Annotated in this window: 15 protein-coding genes; 11 read left to right on the forward strand and 4 right to left on the reverse strand. The window is 58.6% G+C overall.

Translation table 11 applies throughout. The features are described 5' to 3' along the window. Positions 1–160 precede the first annotated feature (160 nt). Positions 161–958 carry an alpha/beta hydrolase gene (locus WNZ14_RS05370; protein WP_342867561.1) on the reverse strand — a complete coding sequence of 266 codons (798 nt, stop codon included), beginning with the start codon at positions 956–958 and terminating at the stop codon, positions 161–163. Positions 959–1,150: 192 nt separating this feature from the next. Between WNZ14_RS05370 and infC the strand changes: the two genes are divergently transcribed. The 6 genes from infC to pheT all read left to right on the forward strand — a co-directional run bounded on the left by infC (position 1,151) and on the right by pheT (position 6,820). After that, positions 1,151–1,687, forward strand: coding sequence for a translation initiation factor IF-3 (gene infC, locus WNZ14_RS05375; RefSeq protein ID WP_342868515.1), 537 nt, complete (start codon positions 1,151–1,153; stop codon positions 1,685–1,687). Positions 1,688–1,949: 262 nt separating this feature from the next. Further along, positions 1,950–2,150, forward strand: coding sequence for a 50S ribosomal protein L35 (rpmI, locus tag WNZ14_RS05380; RefSeq protein WP_267654905.1), 201 nt, complete (start codon positions 1,950–1,952; stop codon positions 2,148–2,150). Between the two features lie 37 nt (positions 2,151–2,187). After that, positions 2,188–2,589 carry a 50S ribosomal protein L20 gene (gene rplT / locus WNZ14_RS05385; RefSeq protein ID WP_342867562.1) on the forward strand — a complete coding sequence of 134 codons (402 nt, stop codon included), beginning with the start codon at positions 2,188–2,190 and terminating at the stop codon, positions 2,587–2,589. Between the two features lie 177 nt (positions 2,590–2,766). Continuing rightward, on the forward strand, positions 2,767–3,849 hold the full coding sequence (pheS, locus tag WNZ14_RS05390) for a phenylalanine--tRNA ligase subunit alpha (RefSeq protein WP_342867563.1): 1,083 nt from the start codon (positions 2,767–2,769) through the stop codon (positions 3,847–3,849). Positions 3,850–3,877: 28 nt separating this feature from the next. After that, entirely contained in the window at positions 3,878–4,390 is a 513-nt protein-coding gene (locus WNZ14_RS05395) for a hypothetical protein (RefSeq protein ID WP_342867564.1), read from the forward strand. 18 nt (positions 4,391–4,408) lie between these two features. After that, entirely contained in the window at positions 4,409–6,820 is a 2,412-nt protein-coding gene (gene pheT, locus WNZ14_RS05400; RefSeq protein WP_342867565.1) for a phenylalanine--tRNA ligase subunit beta, read from the forward strand. Positions 6,821–6,934: 114 nt separating this feature from the next. On the opposite strand, the gene WNZ14_RS05405 is transcribed toward pheT, so the two are convergent. Further along, positions 6,935–7,558: a metal-binding protein ZinT gene (locus WNZ14_RS05405; RefSeq protein ID WP_342867566.1), complete on the reverse strand. Its 624-nt coding sequence runs from the start codon at positions 7,556–7,558 to the stop codon at positions 6,935–6,937. 291 nt (positions 7,559–7,849) lie between these two features. Here WNZ14_RS05405 and WNZ14_RS05410 point away from each other — a divergent pair, with 291 nt between their 5' ends. After that, positions 7,850–9,235 carry a nicotinate phosphoribosyltransferase gene (locus tag WNZ14_RS05410; RefSeq protein WP_342867567.1) on the forward strand — a complete coding sequence of 462 codons (1,386 nt, stop codon included), beginning with the start codon at positions 7,850–7,852 and terminating at the stop codon, positions 9,233–9,235. Positions 9,236–9,273: 38 nt separating this feature from the next. On the opposite strand, the gene WNZ14_RS05415 is transcribed toward WNZ14_RS05410, so the two are convergent. Beyond that, complete coding sequence (locus WNZ14_RS05415) at positions 9,274–9,660, reverse strand: GtrA family protein (protein WP_342867568.1); 387 nt, start codon at positions 9,658–9,660, stop codon at positions 9,274–9,276. 255 nt (positions 9,661–9,915) lie between these two features. Between WNZ14_RS05415 and WNZ14_RS05420 the strand changes: the two genes are divergently transcribed. Then, entirely contained in the window at positions 9,916–10,902 is a 987-nt protein-coding gene (locus tag WNZ14_RS05420; RefSeq protein ID WP_342867569.1) for a Gfo/Idh/MocA family oxidoreductase, read from the forward strand. A 223-nt stretch (positions 10,903–11,125) separates the two neighbouring features. After that, positions 11,126–12,517, forward strand: a complete 1,392-nt coding sequence (locus WNZ14_RS05425) for a hypothetical protein (RefSeq protein ID WP_342867570.1) — start codon at positions 11,126–11,128, stop codon at positions 12,515–12,517. 170 nt (positions 12,518–12,687) lie between these two features. Here the strand turns inward: WNZ14_RS05425 and WNZ14_RS05430 are convergent, their stop codons facing one another. After that, a complete protein-coding gene (locus WNZ14_RS05430; protein ID WP_342867571.1) occupies positions 12,688–13,719 on the reverse strand; it encodes a glycosyltransferase in 1,032 nt (343 codons plus the stop codon). A 106-nt stretch (positions 13,720–13,825) separates the two neighbouring features. Between WNZ14_RS05430 and WNZ14_RS05435 the strand changes: the two genes are divergently transcribed. After that, entirely contained in the window at positions 13,826–15,679 is a 1,854-nt protein-coding gene (locus WNZ14_RS05435) for a hypothetical protein (RefSeq protein ID WP_342867572.1), read from the forward strand. Positions 15,680–15,882: 203 nt separating this feature from the next. Continuing rightward, positions 15,883–16,950 carry a penicillin-insensitive murein endopeptidase gene (gene mepA, locus WNZ14_RS05440; protein WP_342867573.1) on the forward strand — a complete coding sequence of 356 codons (1,068 nt, stop codon included), beginning with the start codon at positions 15,883–15,885 and terminating at the stop codon, positions 16,948–16,950. Positions 16,951–16,970 lie beyond the last annotated feature (20 nt).

Consider the following 16,970-nt stretch of genomic DNA (forward strand, 5'->3'; position numbering starts at 1 on the left):
GGAAGAGTCAATTGCAGCGGCCGGTCCATGTACAGACATGGTTACCGGCCGCGGCTTTTGCATCACACCTTTGAGGAGGTCCGGAGACCAGGGCTCTTGGCTGGAGAGCTGGCCTGCCGGAGAACATGCCGCTGTCGCCGGGGGATGCGCAGGTGCGCAATCAGGCGGATGCCGCGATCCCGTTCACGGCCGCCAGAATGCGGGCAATATCCTCATCCCGCGACAGCCGGTGATCGCCATCGCGGATCAGGGTCACAGTGACATTTTCTGATGGCAGATGTTCGACCAGACGAAGCGCGTGGCGCCAGGGGACATCAGGATCGGCCATGCCCTGTATGATGTGGACGGGAGCGCCGGTATCGATCAGGCCGTCCAGCACGCGGTTCTTGCGTCCGTCATCAAACAGGGCCCGGGTAAAGACGTTTGGGTCGGGGCCGTAAGGTGTTGGCTCTTCATAGAACCCGTCCCGCTCAAGCGCCTGGCGCTGTTCATCGGTCAGCTCCGGCTCCATCAGTTCAAGCGTGAAATCGGGCGCCGGCGCGATCAGCACCAGCCCCGCCACCCGGTCACCCTGACCGCGCGCTTTCAGCTCCTGAACCAGCCGCAGCGCAATCCAGCCACCCATGGACGAGCCAACCAGGATTTGCGGACCTGACGTGTAGTGCTCAAATGCCGCCAGGCTTTCGTCGAGCCATCTCGATATCGTGCCGTCGCGAAAGCTGCCGCCCGACGCGCCATGCCCTGAATAGTCAAATCGCAGGCAAGCCTGGCCCTTGAGAGCAGCCTCCTGGCACAGCGCTTCGGCCTTTGAACCCGTCATGTCCGAACGATAGCCACCGAGCCAGACCACGCCGGGCAATCCAGCACCCGTTTCTGTTGCCTTGCGGGTCAGTGCTGCAATCGAACGCACGTCTGTGCCCGTGCCCACGTCGAGTTTGCTGGCGACCGGTTCCGTCATGTTCAATCACTCCCGTTCTGTCGTTTTCGCGTCTTTTACAAGATTCGCGGGCCCATTACCGGCCCTATGGTGATTTTTTCGCAAAGCCATGCTATTGACAGCGGCCAGCCGATGACGACATTGCGCTCGAGACATACACACTCGCGCGCCGCAACCGGCGGTATTGGACGAGTTAATCAGGAGACCAAAGCCATTCGCAGACCATTTAGAGCGCCGCCAACAGTCAACGAAGGCCCCCGCGCAAACCAGAATATCAGGACCGCGACGGTCCAGCTCATTGACGCTGAAGGCCAGAACCACGGCGTCGTGCCGACGGAACAGGCACTGGCCATGGCCGAAGAAGCCGGCCTTGACCTTGTTGAGATCAATTCCGCGGGCGACGTGCCGGTTTGCAAGATCGTTGATCTTGGCAAACTGAAATACGCTTCGCAGAAGAAAGCCTCCGAGGCGCGCAAGAAGCAGAAGACCGTTGAGGTCAAGGAAATCAAGATGCGCCCAAACATCGACACCCACGATTATGAGGTGAAGATGCGCGCCATGAACCGGTTCTTTGATGAAGGCGACAAGGTCAAGGTGACCTTGCGGTTCCGTGGCCGTGAAATGGCCCATATGGAACTGGGCATGAAGCTGCTCCAGAAGGTCAAGGATGACACGATCGAGATCGCCAAGGTCGAGGCCGAGCCGAAGCTTGAAGGCCGTCAGATGATGATGGTGCTGGCTCCGAAGTGACGCGTTTGTTCATCTGATGCAAACCGGTCCGGCGCATGCCAGGGCCGGTTTTTGCTTTTAAAAGAATGAATCATTCGAACGCCCGTTGCGCTTTTGTCAGGCTAGAGCTATAAGGCGCGCGTTCAAACCGGCCGGCAGGGCATGCCGAGGCGGTTTCCAACGCTTGATGAAAAAGGGGTCTTCGCTCTTTTCCATCTCACCCAACAAGAAATGGCTGTGTGGTGTCAGAACGACACCCTTAGGCCTGATAAGGAGTAGCGAAATGCCCAAGATGAAGACGAAGTCGTCTGCCAAGAAGCGGTTCAAGATCACTGCAAGCGGCAAGGTTATGGCTGCAGCAGCAGGCAAGCGCCATGGCATGATCAAGCGGTCCAACAAGTTCATTCGCGATGCACGCGGCACCATGGTCCTTTCGGATCCTGACGCCAAGATCGTCAAGAAGTTCCTTCCCAACGGCCTCTGAGAAGAGCCGGGACCAGCGTTTTTAAGGAGATCATGATATGGCACGCGTAAAACGGGGCGTTACCGCCCACGCAAAACACAAGAAGGTTCTGAAGAAAGCCAAGGGCTTTTACGGACGCCGCAAGAATACCATCCGCGCCGCGAAGGCTGCCGTCGACAAGTCGATGCAGTACGCTTACCGCGACCGCAAGGTCCGTAAGCGGAATTTCCGCGCGCTCTGGATCCAGCGTATCAACGCTGCTGTCCGCGAGCACGGCCTGACATACGGCCGCTTCATCGACGGCCTGACGAAGTCGGGCATCGAGGTTGACCGCAAGGTTCTTTCCGACATGGCGATCCATGATGCGGAAGCCTTTGGCGTACTCGTTGCGGCTTCGAAGAAGGCGCTCGACTACCTCAAGGATGCAACGCCGAACGAATTTGAAAGCGCTGTCGCCTAAGCCAGCGTTTTCCCGAACACAGAGTTTGAATTTTGGGATCCCGCGCTGGCACGGCTGGCGCGGGGTTTTTCGTTTCAGGACCAGGCAATCCCCTGTTTCGTGGATGTGCCACTTCGTTTAAGCACGGGCCAGCAGGCCTGCCAGATACGGCCAGAATAATACAGGTAGTCAAAGATCATGAGCCAGTACCAGACGCTTGAAACCTCCATCATGGCCGAGATCGCCGAAAGTGCGGACGAGGCTGCCATCGAGGTCGTGCGGGTTTCAGCCCTCGGCAAGAAGGGCTCGGTCTCCGAACTGCTCAAGGGGCTTGGCAAGATGTCGGCGGAGGAACGCCAGGAGGCGGGGCCTGCGATCAATGGATTGAAGACCCGTGTCGCTGACGCCATCGCCGCCCGAAAGGCAGAGCTTCGTGATGCGGCCATCACCGAGCGGCTGGCGCGCGAAAGCGTCGATGTCAGCCTGCCGGTGCGGACGTCGCCTGCCGAGCGCGGCCGCATCCATCCGATCAGCCAGGTGGTTGACGAGATTACCGCCATTTTTGCCGACATGGGCTTTTCCATCGCGGAAGGTCCCGACATCGAGACCGATTACTACAATTTCACCGCACTGAATTTTCCCGACGGCCATCCTGCCCGGGAAATGCACGACACCTTTTTCCTGGAGCCCGACGAAAACGGTGACAGCAAGGTTTTGCGCACACACACGTCACCGGTGCAGATCCGCACCATGGAAACGCAGAAGCCTCCGATCCGTATTGTCATTCCCGGCAAGACATACCGGCAGGACAGCGATGCCACGCACTCGCCGATGTTTCATCAGCTCGAAGGCCTCGTCATCGACAAGACAATTCACGTCGGGCACCTGCGCTGGGCCCTGGAAGAGTTCTGCAAGGCCTTCTTCGAAGTCGACAGCGTCACCATGCGCTTCCGCCCGTCGTTCTTCCCGTTCACCGAGCCTTCGTTCGAAGTTGATATCCAGTGCGACCGTTCCGGCCCGACCGTCAAGTTCGGCGAGGGAAGCGACTGGATGGAGATCCTTGGCTGCGGCATGGTGCATCCGAACGTTCTGCGCTTTGGAGGCATCGATCCTGATGAGTACCAGGGGTTCGCCTGGGGTATCGGAATCGACCGTCTGGCAACGCTGAAATATGGTATGCCCGACCTGCGCGACTACTTTAGCGCTGATGTTCGCTGGATGAGCCACTACGGTTTCCGTCCGCTCGACCTGCCGACCTTGTTCGGCGGCCTGAGCACTTAATTCACCAACACAAAGATCGGCAATCCGAATGGCAAACCTGGAAACAAAGACTGACGCCGACATCGATCAGTGGATCGCGAACCATGAGCGCGCCGGCAAGACCCGTGCCGCCTTGTATCAGGACCTGATTGTCGAGCGAAACCGCCGCCATGGAAAGGGCCTCGACATAACGACGTCCATCGCCGCGATGACCAAATCCGCCAAGGAAAGCCACTATATCAGCTATGGCGATCTGGCGGCCTCCAATGGAATGACCTGGACCAAGGCCCGGCCATTGATGACTGGCAAACACAGTCACCTGGACGATCTTCTCGCTTACTGCCATTCCCATGAAATGCCTCTGCTCACATCCATAGTGGTTGGACGCGATCATCTCGAAACCGGTGAGATGGATGAGGAAACCATCAACGGTTTCGTGGCCGGTATCCGTCGACTGGGTGTGTCCGTTGATGAGCCAGTTGCGTTCCTGAAACAATGCCAAAGCGAGTGTTTCGAATGGGCGGCCAAACAGCCTGATGAAATCGATACCGTCGAAGAATAAAGGTCTGAGGAAAACAGAATGAAATTCACCCTCTCCTGGCTCAAGGATCACCTTGAAACCGACGCCACTCTGGATGTCATTGTCGAGCGCCTGACGGCGATCGGCCTTGAGGTCGAGGACGTTGACGACAAGGCGGCCTACAAGCCCTTCACCATCGCCAAGGTCGTCTCCGCCGAACAGCACCCGAATGCCGACAAGCTGCGCGTGCTGATGGTCGACAAGGGCGACGGCAAGCCGGTGCAGATCGTCTGCGGCGCCCCCAACGCTCGCGCCGGCCTCGTTGGCGCTCTTGCCGAGCCGGGCACCTATGTTCCGGGCATCGATGTGACGCTTGCCGTCGGCAATATCCGCGGCGTCGAAAGCCACGGCATGATGTGCTCGGAAAAAGAGCTCGACATGTCCGACAGCCATGACGGCATCATCGATCTGCCCGAGGATGCGCCGGTCGGCACGTCGTTCGCATCTTACGCCGGTCTTGATGATCCTGTTATCGAGATCAACCTGACGCCGAACCGTCCCGATTGCACCTCGATCTACGGCATCGCCCGTGATCTGGCTGCCTCCGGCCTCGGCACGCTGAAGACGCCTGAGACGCCAAGCTTCAAGGTTGACGGCGAGACAACGCAGGACGTCCGTATTGTCCTCGACGACGAAAGCCTCTGCCCAGGTTTCGCCTGGCGCCTGGTGCGCGGCGTCAGGAACGGACCGAGCCCGAAATGGATGCAGAAGCGCCTGCTCGCCATTGGACTTCGCCCGATCTCGGCGCTGGTCGATGTCACCAACTACATGACCTTCGATCAAGGTCGGCCGATGCACGTCTTCGATGCCGACAAGGTCAAAGGCGAGCTGGTGGTGCGCCGTGCGCTCGAAGGCGAGGAAATCCTCGCGCTCGACACCCGCACCTACAAGCTCAATCCTGCCAATGTGGTGATTGCCGATGACAATGGGCCTGAATCGATCGGCGGCATCATGGGCGGCGAGCATTCCGGTTGTGACGAGAACACCACCAATGTGCTGATTGAATCCGCGCTTTGGGACCCGATCAACATCGCCAAGACCGGTCGCGGCCACGGCATCATCACCGATGCCCGCTACCGCTTCGAACGCGGTGTCGATCCCGACTACATGATGCCTGGCCTTGAGCGCACCACCGAACTGGTGCTCGACATGTGCGGTGGCACGGCTGCGGAAGCCAGGGTGACCGGCTACAAGCAGCACGAACGCAAGATCGTTGATTTCCCGTTCTCGGAAGTCAAGCGCCTGACCGGACTGACTGTGTCCAATGATGAATCTCGCAAGATTCTGACCGGTCTCGGCTTCGAGGTGTCCGGCGAGGGGGAAACGGTCAAGGTCGCCGTTCCATCCTGGCGGCCCGATGTCGACGGCAAGGCCGATCTGGTCGAGGAAGTCATGCGCATTTTCGGCGTTGACAAGATTGCGCCAGAACCGCTTGCCCCGTCAGGCAGCGTCAACAGCCGGATCCTGACCACGATCCAGATCCGCACCCGCTCCGCCAAACGTGCGCTCGCCTCGCGTGGCATGATGGAAGCGGTCACCTGGTCGTTCATTGCGGCCGGCCACGCCAAGCTGTTTGGCGGTGGAAGCCGTGCTCTCAAGCTGGTCAATCCGATCGCAGCCGACATGTCGGACATGCGTCCCTCCCTGTTGCCGGGCCTGATTCTTGCCGCGCAGCGCAACGCCGATCGCGGTTTTGGCGACGTGGCGCTGTTCGAGGTCTCGGGCACCTATGAGAACGATACACCTGAAGGTCAGCGCCGCGTTGCCGGCGGCATCCGCCGCGGCACAGCCGGGATGAACGGCTCTGGCCGCCATTGGGATGGCGCCGCCAAACCAGTCGGCGTGTTCGACGCCAAGGCCGATGCCATCGCCGTGCTCGAAGCCTGCGGTGCGCCTGCCGATCGGTTGACCTTCGAACGCGGCGCGCCGGACTGGTATCATCCGGGTCGTTCCGGCCTGATCAAGCTCGGCCCGAAAACCGTGCTCGGCCATTTTGGCGAGTTCCACCCCAACACGCTTGATTCACTCGATGTCAGTGGTGCTCTTTGCGGGTTCGAAGTGTTCATCGATTCGATCCCCGAAGCCAAGCGCAAGGCCACCCGCACCAAGCCGAGCCTCGGTCTGTCGGCGTTCCAGGCCGTGCGTCGCGACTTTGCCTTCGTGGTAGATGCCGATGTGCCCGCAGCAACCCTCGTGCGGGCTGCCCAGGGTGCCGACAAGGTGCTGATTGCAGGCGTGAATGTCTTCGATCTGTTCGCAGGCCCTTCTCTCGGCGAAGGCAAGAAGTCGGTCGCCATCGAGATCACCATACAGCCGCGCGATCGCACGCTGACCGATGAGGACCTCGACAAGCTGGCGAAATCGATCATCGCCAATGTCGAAAAATCCTCGGGCGGCGTGCTCAGAGGATAGCCAGCCCCGAACTCCGTTTCGGCGGTTGGATATATCCGCAAGATAATCAGGCGGCGCTCTTTGCAACAAGCAGCGCCGCCGTTTTGTAGAGGGTCACTCGATTGCTTGGAGCAATCAGTGAGCCAGCATTTCCTCCACGATCTCGCTTGCTGTCAGGCTGGATGGATAATATGTCGGCCAGTTGGTGAGTTCTTCCAGCAAGCCAGCACGATCGCTGCCTGAGTAGAGGTGATAGTGACCTGCCTTTGCGGGCGCGATACCATGGTCGCTGAACTGAATGAACATCGGTGCTGCGTCATCGCCAGCGGTCTTCTTGAAGATGTAGCGGACGCCGCGGTTGCCCTTCTTGTAGGTTAAAACCTCATGCCCGTCAGGCGCATAATGCGCCTTGGCAGGCTTTCCTTCGCGATAGAAAGTAAGGCTATCGCCATCGATGACGATGCGTTCGACATCGGTCTTGTAGCCGGCTTGGTAATAAGCGCGATATTCCTCGAGACTCTTCTCGCCGTGCTCAGCCTTGTGGGCCAGAACCGGGTCGAGTGTTTCGTCAAGCAGATGGGGATAGAGAGATTGCCAATCTCCTTGCCAATCTGAAAGCGTGCGCGCCTTGATCTGACTGTCTTCAAAGTATCCATGAGCGATGTCGTTGCTCTGGTGGGAAACATCGGTGTGGCTATGCGCCTTTTCTGACGCCGCCTCTGCTGTCTGGTTTGCCAGCGCCATTGTTGCCAACAGCATTGCGCATCCGATTCCGAGAGCTCTGCTGAAACTGACGTTGAATTTGTATTGCATGCTTGAAACCTTGTTTTTGGTAAGAACTCACTCTGAATGTGACGTCATGTAATAACGTAACATGGCTCGGATAACGCCGTTCCCGATCTTTTGCAAGACCGCTGGTCAAAATTTTAAGCGCGGTTGGACGGTCTCTTCCAGCGGGCGGGACGCTCCACGGAAATTTCCGTCCGCGAGGTAGGCGAACGGTTGCCGGGCGGTCTATAAGCGAACCGAACTTTCGTGAGAAATGGGCCCATGAACCTGATCCTGAATTCAGACAGCTACAAATACTCGCATTTCGCGCAGTATCCGCCCGAAACCGCGGCGATTTCGGCCTATATCGAGGCGCGGCCCGGCGGGGCGCATGACCATGTGCTGTTCTTTGGGCTGCAGATGTTCCTGAAGGATTATCTCTCGCGCAAGATCACCATGGCCGATGTCGACGAGGCCGAGGAGATGATCACCGCTCACGGTCTGCCGTTTCACCGCGAAGGCTTCGAGAAGATCGTCACCCGCCATGACGGCCATTTCCCGCTGCTGATCGAGGCTCTGCCCGAGGGCATGATTGCTCCGACAGGCACGCCGCTGGTGCAGGTCAGGAATACCGATCCGGATTTCTTCTGGCTGCCAACCTTCCTCGAGACGGCGCTGCTGCGAGCCGTCTGGTATCCATCGACCGTCGCCACGGTCTCGCATGGCGCGCGGGCCATTATTTCAGCCTCTCTGGAGCGCACCTGCGATACGCCTGATGAAGTGCTGCCGTTCCGCCTGCATGATTTCGGCGCCCGCGGCACCACATCGCTGGAACAGGCCGGCATCGGCGGCGTCGCCCATCTGGTCAATTTCCTCGGCACCGACACGGTGAGCGCGCTGGTCTATGCGCGCCGGTTCTATCACGAACAGATGGCGGGCTTCTCCATTCCCGCCGCTGAACACTCGACCATGACCAGCTGGGGCGAGGACCGCGAGACCGAAGCCTACCGCAACATGCTTACCCAGTTCGCCGGCCCTGGAAAACTGGTGGCCGTCGTCTCCGATTCCTACGATCTCTACCGCGCGGTGAAGAATATCTGGGGTGAGGAACTCAAAGCCGAAGTCGAGGCCTCCGGCGGTACGCTTGTGGTGCGTCCCGATTCCGGCGATGCCACCCGGGTGCCGGTCGACACCGTCCAGATGCTGGGAGAGATCTTCGGCTTCTCGATGAATGGCAAGGGCTACAAGGTGCTCAACCCGGCGGTGCGCGTGATCCAGGGCGACGGCGTTACCCCGGAGACGATCCGCATCATCCTAGGCCGTCTTGAGGACAAGGGCTGGTCAGCTGAAAACATCGCCTTCGGCATGGGCGCAGGCCTGTTGCAGAAGGTCAATCGCGACACGCTGCGCTTTGCCATGAAGGCCAATGCCCGTCAGGACGACGACGGCGTCTGGCACGGCATCAACAAGAACCCGAAGACCGACCCCGGCAAGGCGTCAAAACGCTATCGCCAGGCAGTGGTGCGGGACAATGACGGCCTGCTTGCGATGCCGCTCAAGGATATCGGCGACCGCGAGAACCTGCTGCAGCCGGTCTGGCAGGATGGCGAACTGCTGGTCGACTGGACCTTCTCCCAGATCCGCGAGCGGGCGGCTTCAGGCGCGTAGCGCATCGAATCAATCCGGCTTAGCGGTGGGAAGGCTGTTTACAGATCCGGCCCCGGACCGAAGACAAAGCGGGAATAGCCCAGATAGGCGAATGAGGTGGCTGATCCTGATCCGAAGATCAGTGCCACATAGGGCGAGATGCCCGGCAGGATCAGCAGCAAACCCGAATAGACCGAATAATTGATCAGCGTGGAAATGAGGCCGACGCTGCCATAGCGGATGCCTTCTGCCGCCACCTTCCGGCCTGAGGCGCCAAAGGTGAAAGTTCGGTTGATGATATAGCTGCACACCAGCGCCGCCCCGATCGCTGGCGCCCGGGCGGTGAATGGGTCAAGCAGCTTGAAGTCCAAGAGCAGCCAGAGCACGCCCATATCCACCACGAAACCTATGGCGCCCGCAAACAGGAAGAATGTGAGTTTTCTCATGAAGCGGGTTTTCGGCTCTCAGGTTTGGCAGCCAGAGCCTCGGCCTGACCGGATATCGGCAAGTCCTCGCTTACAATGCTGCCCAGGTCAACCCGCGCATGGTCTTGCTCTCGACAAATCATGCGTCCATATCCGTCCAATCGGGGTTGAATGCAACCCGGGTGTTGATACACCATGCATCAAGCGGCATGAATGCCCCTCGGTCAGGGCCTCTTCACATGGCTGCCGCGAATTTCACGAATGGAGGAGACCAGCATGTTCCGATGGGGAATTTTGTCCACTGCCAAGATCGGCCGCGATCACGTCATCCCGCAACTGCAGGATTCGGAAAACGGCGTCGTGACCGCCATCGCCAGCCGCGATCATGCCCGCGCCCGTGCAGTGGCTGACCGTTTCGGAGTGCCGCTGGCGTTTTCCGCTTACGAGGAACTGCTGGCCTCATCTGATGTCGATGGCATCTACATCCCGCTGCCCACCTCGCAGCACATCGAATGGGCGATCAAGGCGGCTCAAGCAGGAAAGCATGTGCTGTGCGAAAAGCCGATCTCGCTCAATGCCGCTGAGATCGCCCCCCTGATCGCCGCCCGCGACGCCAACAATGTGCTGGTCTGCGAAGCTTTCATGGTCACCTACCACCCGCAATGGCTCAAGGTCCGCTCGCTGATTGCCGAGGGCGCCATCGGCCGCCTGCGCCATGTCCAGGGTGCCTTCAGCTATTTCAATACCGATCCATCCAACATGCGCAACGATGCGTCGCTCGGTGGCGGTGGCCTGCCCGATATCGGCGTCTACCCGACAGTCGCAACCCGGTTCTCGACCGGCAAGGAGCCGCTGCGCGTCCAGTCGACGGTGGAGATGGACCCGAATTTTGGCACCGACCGCTACGCCAGCGTCAAGGCGGATTTCGGCGCGTTCGAGATGAGCTTCTATTGCTCCACGCAGATGGCGGCGCGCCAGCTCATGGTCTTCCATGGCGAAGACGGCTTCATCGAGCTCACCACGCCATTCAATTCCGGCGAATACGGCCACCCGACCGTGGTGCTCGAAAGCCGCGGTCACGACGAGGCCACAACCTTCCGCTTCGGCGGCGTGCGCCAGTACCGGCTTCAGGCCGAAGCCTTTGTTCGCAAGGTGAACGGCGGCGATGACGAGGTGTTTACGCTGGAAAACTCGGTGCTCAACCAGAAATTCATCGATGCTGTATATCGAGCAGCCAAGCATGATGGCTGGGAGCCGGTGTGACCATAGGTTCTGCTGGCCGGCCTCAGCGGCGTTCGGATCCGAAAGCTGGATGTGGTTGTCTAATGTACTTCCCTGCTGTGCATGTATTTCAAGTGAAAATCTGCGTCTGCAGTATCAGATATGATGTGCAATAAGTAATAAATACGCCTTTTGGTTGATTTTATCGGAAATTATATGTAGGTTAATTTATATGTCCGTGGTGCCATAATAACATGGGGTTGACATGGCAGGCGATAAACCGATCGAGGGTAACGGCTCTTCATCAGGAAATTTGCGAAATAATCCCAGGCCAATATCTGATTTGATTATCGGGTTGTGGCTATTTTTTCTCTATGTGGTGACGATATTTATTTCAATATTGATGTTAAGTAGCTACCAGATACAGTCACGTATGCAGTATGTGCAGATAAGCGATGCAAAGTTGTCAATCTGGCGCATGATAGAGCTGTCGAATGTCTACTCTGTTGATAAGAATGCACTTGAACACAAGCAATATCTGGTTCTCCAGGAAAAAAACAAATTAAGTGGAATTACCGCACGCCGCAATGAACTTGATCAGCAGTATGCGACCATTTTCGATGACTATTATCGTGATATCCGGCGTTTCAAGAACGATATGGAGAGAGCGGGAAAATTCCGGTTCAAGCCTCTCCCCAAGCACAACAACAGCGTCAAAATCTTGTTTGAAGATGTTTCCGGTCAATTGGGCAGTGCGGAAATTGGGGATGACCTTGCCAATCGGTTCCGTGAACTGGAGGCTCGCGCAAAAGAGGGCGATGATGTCTGGCGCAATCTTAATTCCACCAAGGCCAATGAAGCGAGGACAAAGCGCGAAATAGATGGAACGATCGAGAATCTGCTTGTCCTGTCCTCCAGCGTGAAGACAGGGGTTTATGGTATCATCCGCCAAACTCCGCCGTTTGATAAGTTGGAGGATGCCGATCTTGTTAAACTTCAGGATGCAGTTTCCGAATTTTCGTCTCTCAAAGAGATTTTATGGAGACTGCCATATCGCATGGCGATCATGCCGGCAGAGGTGCTTGTGCTGTTTCTGGTGCTGGCCATGGGGGTGTTGGGCAGCACGATCTTCATTACTCAGCTGTTCTTCCGCCGCGATAAGTATCAGGGCCGGTATGCCGAGGACCTGAACATGGTGTTCTTCTTCTCTCGCCCCTGGTTCGGTGCGATCACGGCAATGAGCATCTATGTGCTGGCGAAATCCGGTGTGCTTTTCCTGACGGACCCGTCCACACAATCGGGCAACGCTACCCTGAGTCCGTTCTTCATATCCTTTATCGCAATCATCTCAGGCCTGTTTTCGGAGCAGGCGATCCAGGCGATCAAAGGTGCTGCGGATGAGTGGTTCAAGAGCCAAAGCGTTGTCTCCGATCGTTGGGGCGTTGGTCTGAAGGCTGCGATAGCGGCCGAGACGCGTGACGCAGCGCAATTTGCCGAAGTCAGTGGTGTTCCCGTCAATGTAGTCAATGCATGGATCGCAGAAGACAAACCGGTGCCAGCGGACATGCAGAACATTCTGAGTGTTTGGCTCGGGACACCGAAACGGATCCTGTTCACTGATCTGGCTCCGCCCAACAGGGAAGCGGATCCGGCGTAACGGGTGCCGCCCCTTTATCAGGTTACAAAAGCTCTCGCCGGAGCAAATCCAGCGGTATCGGTTCAACGTTTGCTTCTCAAGCAGGAAACAGTGGGCGGAAAAGAAACAGAGGCCAGAAAAATCCGCAACAGTTTCCGGTACGAGGATCAGCCTGGATCAGGCCAATCTTCTCACGAGGCAAGTTTGCGGCTTTCGGTCTTGAGTGCCGGAGTTTCGGACCTAGCGGCTGCTCTGAGTCCTTGGCCAGCGCCCTGGCTCAGATCAACACGCGTCGCTGCGATCGACATGTAGTGAAAGCGCTTTTGCTCGGCCCGGCCACGCGCCACGGAATCGAGGATCACTCCGGCCGAGAAGATCATCAGCGCCATCATCATCAGCGCCATCGCCAGCACCCATGTTGGCATCCGTGTTACCAGGCCGGTGAGGAAATACTCATTCAGCACAGGCGCCATGAACATCATCGATATGACGAATGTCATACCGCTGAGATAGGAAAAAAACGTGAAAGGCCGGGTTTCCTTCATCAGCATGGCGAACATCCAGAGGATCTTCGCTCCGTCCTTGAATGTTGACAGCTTGGAGTGCGAGCCTTCCGGGCGGCGACCGTAGTCAAGCGCCAGTTCTGTCACCGGCAGTTTGAGCACCGAGGCATGCACGCTCATCTCGGTCTCGATTTCAAACCCGCCGGAAACCGCCGGGAAACTTTTCGCAAAGCGGCGCGAGAAGGCCCGGTAGCCCGAAAAGATGTCTGTGAAATCCTTGCCGAAAATCGTCTTGTAAAGCGTGTTGAAAATCGAGTTGCCAAATGCGTGCCCGCGACGGCCTGCATCATCGGTAACGCCGCGGCGAGTGCCCACCACCATGTCGCAACGTTCGGTCAGCAGCGTGCGGATCAGCTCCGGACCGTCTTCCGGCGCATAGGTGCCATCGCCATCCGCCATCAGGTAGATATCGGCATCGATGTCGGAAAACATCCTGCGCACCACATGGCCTTTGCCCTGGCGCGGCTCACGCACCACGATGGCACCGGCAAGTGCCGCGCGAAGCGCAGTCTGGTCTTTTGAATTGTTGTCGTAGACGTAGATCCGGGCGCTTGGAATGGCCGCGCGAAAACCCGCGACGACATCACCGATGGTCGCGGCTTCATTGTAGCAGGGCAGCAGCACCGCGATGTCGAGGCCTTCAAGCAAACCGTCCGTCATGGGAAATCCCCGTTAGCTGCGGGCCAGCTCCGCCCGTGGCTTTACTATTTCTTGAGAAGGTTAAGGCTAGGTTGAATGTCTCGGAAAAAATGTGTCGGAGTTGCCAGTGTCCAATACCAGCCCTGCCACCGGGGAACCCGGTCTTGCATTCGCCGGTCGGGGCGAACGGCAAGCCCACATCAGCCCTTTAGCGCCGCTGCATCGACCAGTTCTGCTGACATTCATGATCCTGGTTGCGGTAACTGCGGTGATGCATTTTGCCAACTATTTGGACTATGTCGGCGCAGACAATGACGATGTGATGCGTCTGGTCGAGGTGCGGGATCTGCTTGCCGGCCAAGGCTGGTTTGATCTCATGCAATACCGGTTGGGCCTTGAAGGCGGCACATTGATGCACTGGTCGCGATTGATCGATCTTCCGATCGCCAATCTGATCATGCTGTTTTCGCTGTTCATGACCCCGGTCATGGCCGAAGCTTCCGCTCTGTTTGTCTGGCCGCTGCTGACCGCGTTGCCGGTGTTTTATGCCATTGGGCTGGGCGGCGACACTCTAGCAGGAAAGCCGGGACGCCTCATCGCTCTCGCCCTGGCTTTCCTGTTTGTGCTCGGGGTCAACCGGTTTCAGCCGGGATCGATTGACCACCACAATATCCAGCTTGGACTGATCAGCGCCATCGCAGCCTGCCTGATCCTGCCCGGACGTCCGCCGATTGCCCATGCGATTGCAGGCATGGCTGCAGCAATTGCCATTGCCATAGGTGCCGAAACCACGCCGCATATCCTCGTCGCCGCCCTCATTGTCGCCGCCCAGTGGCTCTGGCTTGGCAAGGATATGAAGGCCGCCGCTTCAGCTTTCGCGCTTGCCATGGCGTCAGCCCTTACCGTGGTGTTCTTTCTCACTGTTCCACCGTCCCGCTATGGCCTGGTGGCGTGCGATGCCCTGTCGACAGGGTTCTACTCTTTGGGCGTGGTCGGAGCAGGCAGCTTTTTCCTGGCGGTATCGGTGACTTCTGGACGTGGGTTTGCCTCTCGCCTCACGGCTCTCGGGCTTGCGGGGGCTGCCACAATTGGCGCCACGCTGATGATTGCGCCGCAATGTCTTGGCAATCCGCTGGGAAATCTTGATCCACTGCTGGTCAGCATGTGGCTCAACAGTGTCTCCGAAGCACAACCGGTATGGGCGCAAGTCAGCCAGGAGCCTTGGACAGCCGCCGGCTTTTACCTCGTGCCGGTGCTGGCAATGGTCCTATGCGCGCGCCGCATCTATCAGGGTCGCAACGCCCACGCCTATGGCGTTTTGCTGGCATTGCTCGCTGTGTCGTGGGCCATCGCCCTGGTGCAGGTTCGTGGCGCTGTGTTTTCCAACCTCTTGTCTGCAATCCCGATGGCGGCGCTCGTGGCCGACATGCGGTCCCGCGCCAATGCCGATCAGCAGGACCTGCGCAAGGGGCTGGCCTTCGCGGGCTCGGCGCTGGTAGCAGTCCCCTTTGTCTGGGCCTTGTCCGGCGCACTTCTTTCAATGGCGATCAACAAGGTGTCCGGCGAAGAGGTGGGCAGTCTCCCCATGCAGGAGGAGAATATCTGCACCGATGCTGCTGCAATGGAAGCCTTGGCGCGCGAGCCGGCCGGCGTGGTCGCAGGGCCTTCAAATCTCGGATCTCATATTCTGCGCTTCACCCCCCATCGCGTCCTGGCAGCTCCCTATCACCGCAATCAGGGCGGCATGCTCACCGAGCTGCATGCGGCGATCGCGACCCCGAAGGATGCGGTCAAGTTTCTGCGTGGCGCTGGCGTGACTGTCGTTGCGTTCTGCAAGAGCGATCCGCAGGTCAGAAGCATCAGCAAGAAGTCCCCCGATGGCTTCTATGCGCAACTGGGCAAGGGCATTGTGCCGGTCTGGCTTGAGCCGGTACCGGGAACGCAAGGCCAACCGTTGGAGCTTTTTCGCGTCAAGCCATGAGGCGAGACACGCAACTGGCTTTCTTGAACACATTCAAGGCAAGAGCACCCGTCCTGCTCATTTGGGTGCAAGCGGGCGGTTGTTTTTTTGATTGTGACGCCTGTTACCCGCGTAAGGCGATTCCGCCGGAGGGCAGGATGTTCTAGTCTTGCCGCAGGTGATTTGCAGATGTGCGTCGCCCGTGAACATGGAGGCCAGGGCCCATGAACCTTGTCAGCAGCATTGTGACCGTTGCCAGAAAGGCTGCGCTGGTTGCCTTGATAGCGGTAATGGCAGGTACCAGTGGCGCGCAGCCTGCGGCGGCCGATCAGCCTGCCAAGCAGATATTCGGCGCGGCAAAACTCCCGGCTGTTCTGCCCTCCCGTGCCATAGGCTTCTATTCCAAGGGCTGTCTGGCCGGTGGCGTCGCCATTCCCACTGACGGGCCGACCTGGCAGGCGATGCGGCTGTCGCGCAATCGTCGATGGGGTCATCCCGATCTGATCTCGCTGGTTGAACAGCTGTCGCGCGAAGCAGCCGCTCAGGACGGCTGGCCTGGCCTTCTGGTCGGCGATATCGCGCAGCCTCGCGGCGGCCCGATGCTATCGGGTCACGCCTCGCACCAGGTAGGCCTCGATGCCGATGTCTGGCTGACGCCGATGCCCGATCGCACCCTGTCCGCTGCAGAGCGCGAAAACATCTCGGCGACATCGATGCTCAAGAAGAATTCGCTTTATGTCGATGACAGAATCTGGACCCCTGCCCATGCCCGGCTTTTGATGCGGGCGGCAAGCTATCCCGAGGTCGAGCGGATTTTTGTCCACCCCGGCATCAAGAAGAAGCTTTGCGACAGCTGGACCGGCAACCGCGCCGCGATGGGCAAGATAAGGCCCTATTACGGGCATCATTATCACTTCCACATTCGCATCAAATGCCCGCCCGGTGTCAGCGGATGCAAGGCCCAGAACCCGCCCCCGTCAGGATCGGGCTGCGACCAGTCTCTCGCCTGGTGGTTCACTGATGAGCCCTGGGCGCCTGCAAAACCCAAGAAGAACGATAACAAGCCCAAGCCCAAGAAGCGGGAAATCCAGTTGTCGGATCTTCCATCGTCCTGCGCAGCAGTGGTGGCAGCGCCCGGTCCCGCATCGGAGGCCGAAGTGACGCTGGGCGCCGACCCGATTGCCCGCATAGCCAAGGCAAATGCCAATGCCGCTGGCGTGGCGGCTTCCGCCTTTGCGCAACTTCCCTTGCCGGGGCGTATTCCACTGCCGGTGCCGCGACCGGTCAACTGAGCCCTTCGCAACGGCGTATC

This window comes from Hoeflea sp. AS60 (genome assembly GCF_038900115.1).
Classification (GTDB): Bacteria; Pseudomonadota; Alphaproteobacteria; order Rhizobiales; family Rhizobiaceae; genus Hoeflea.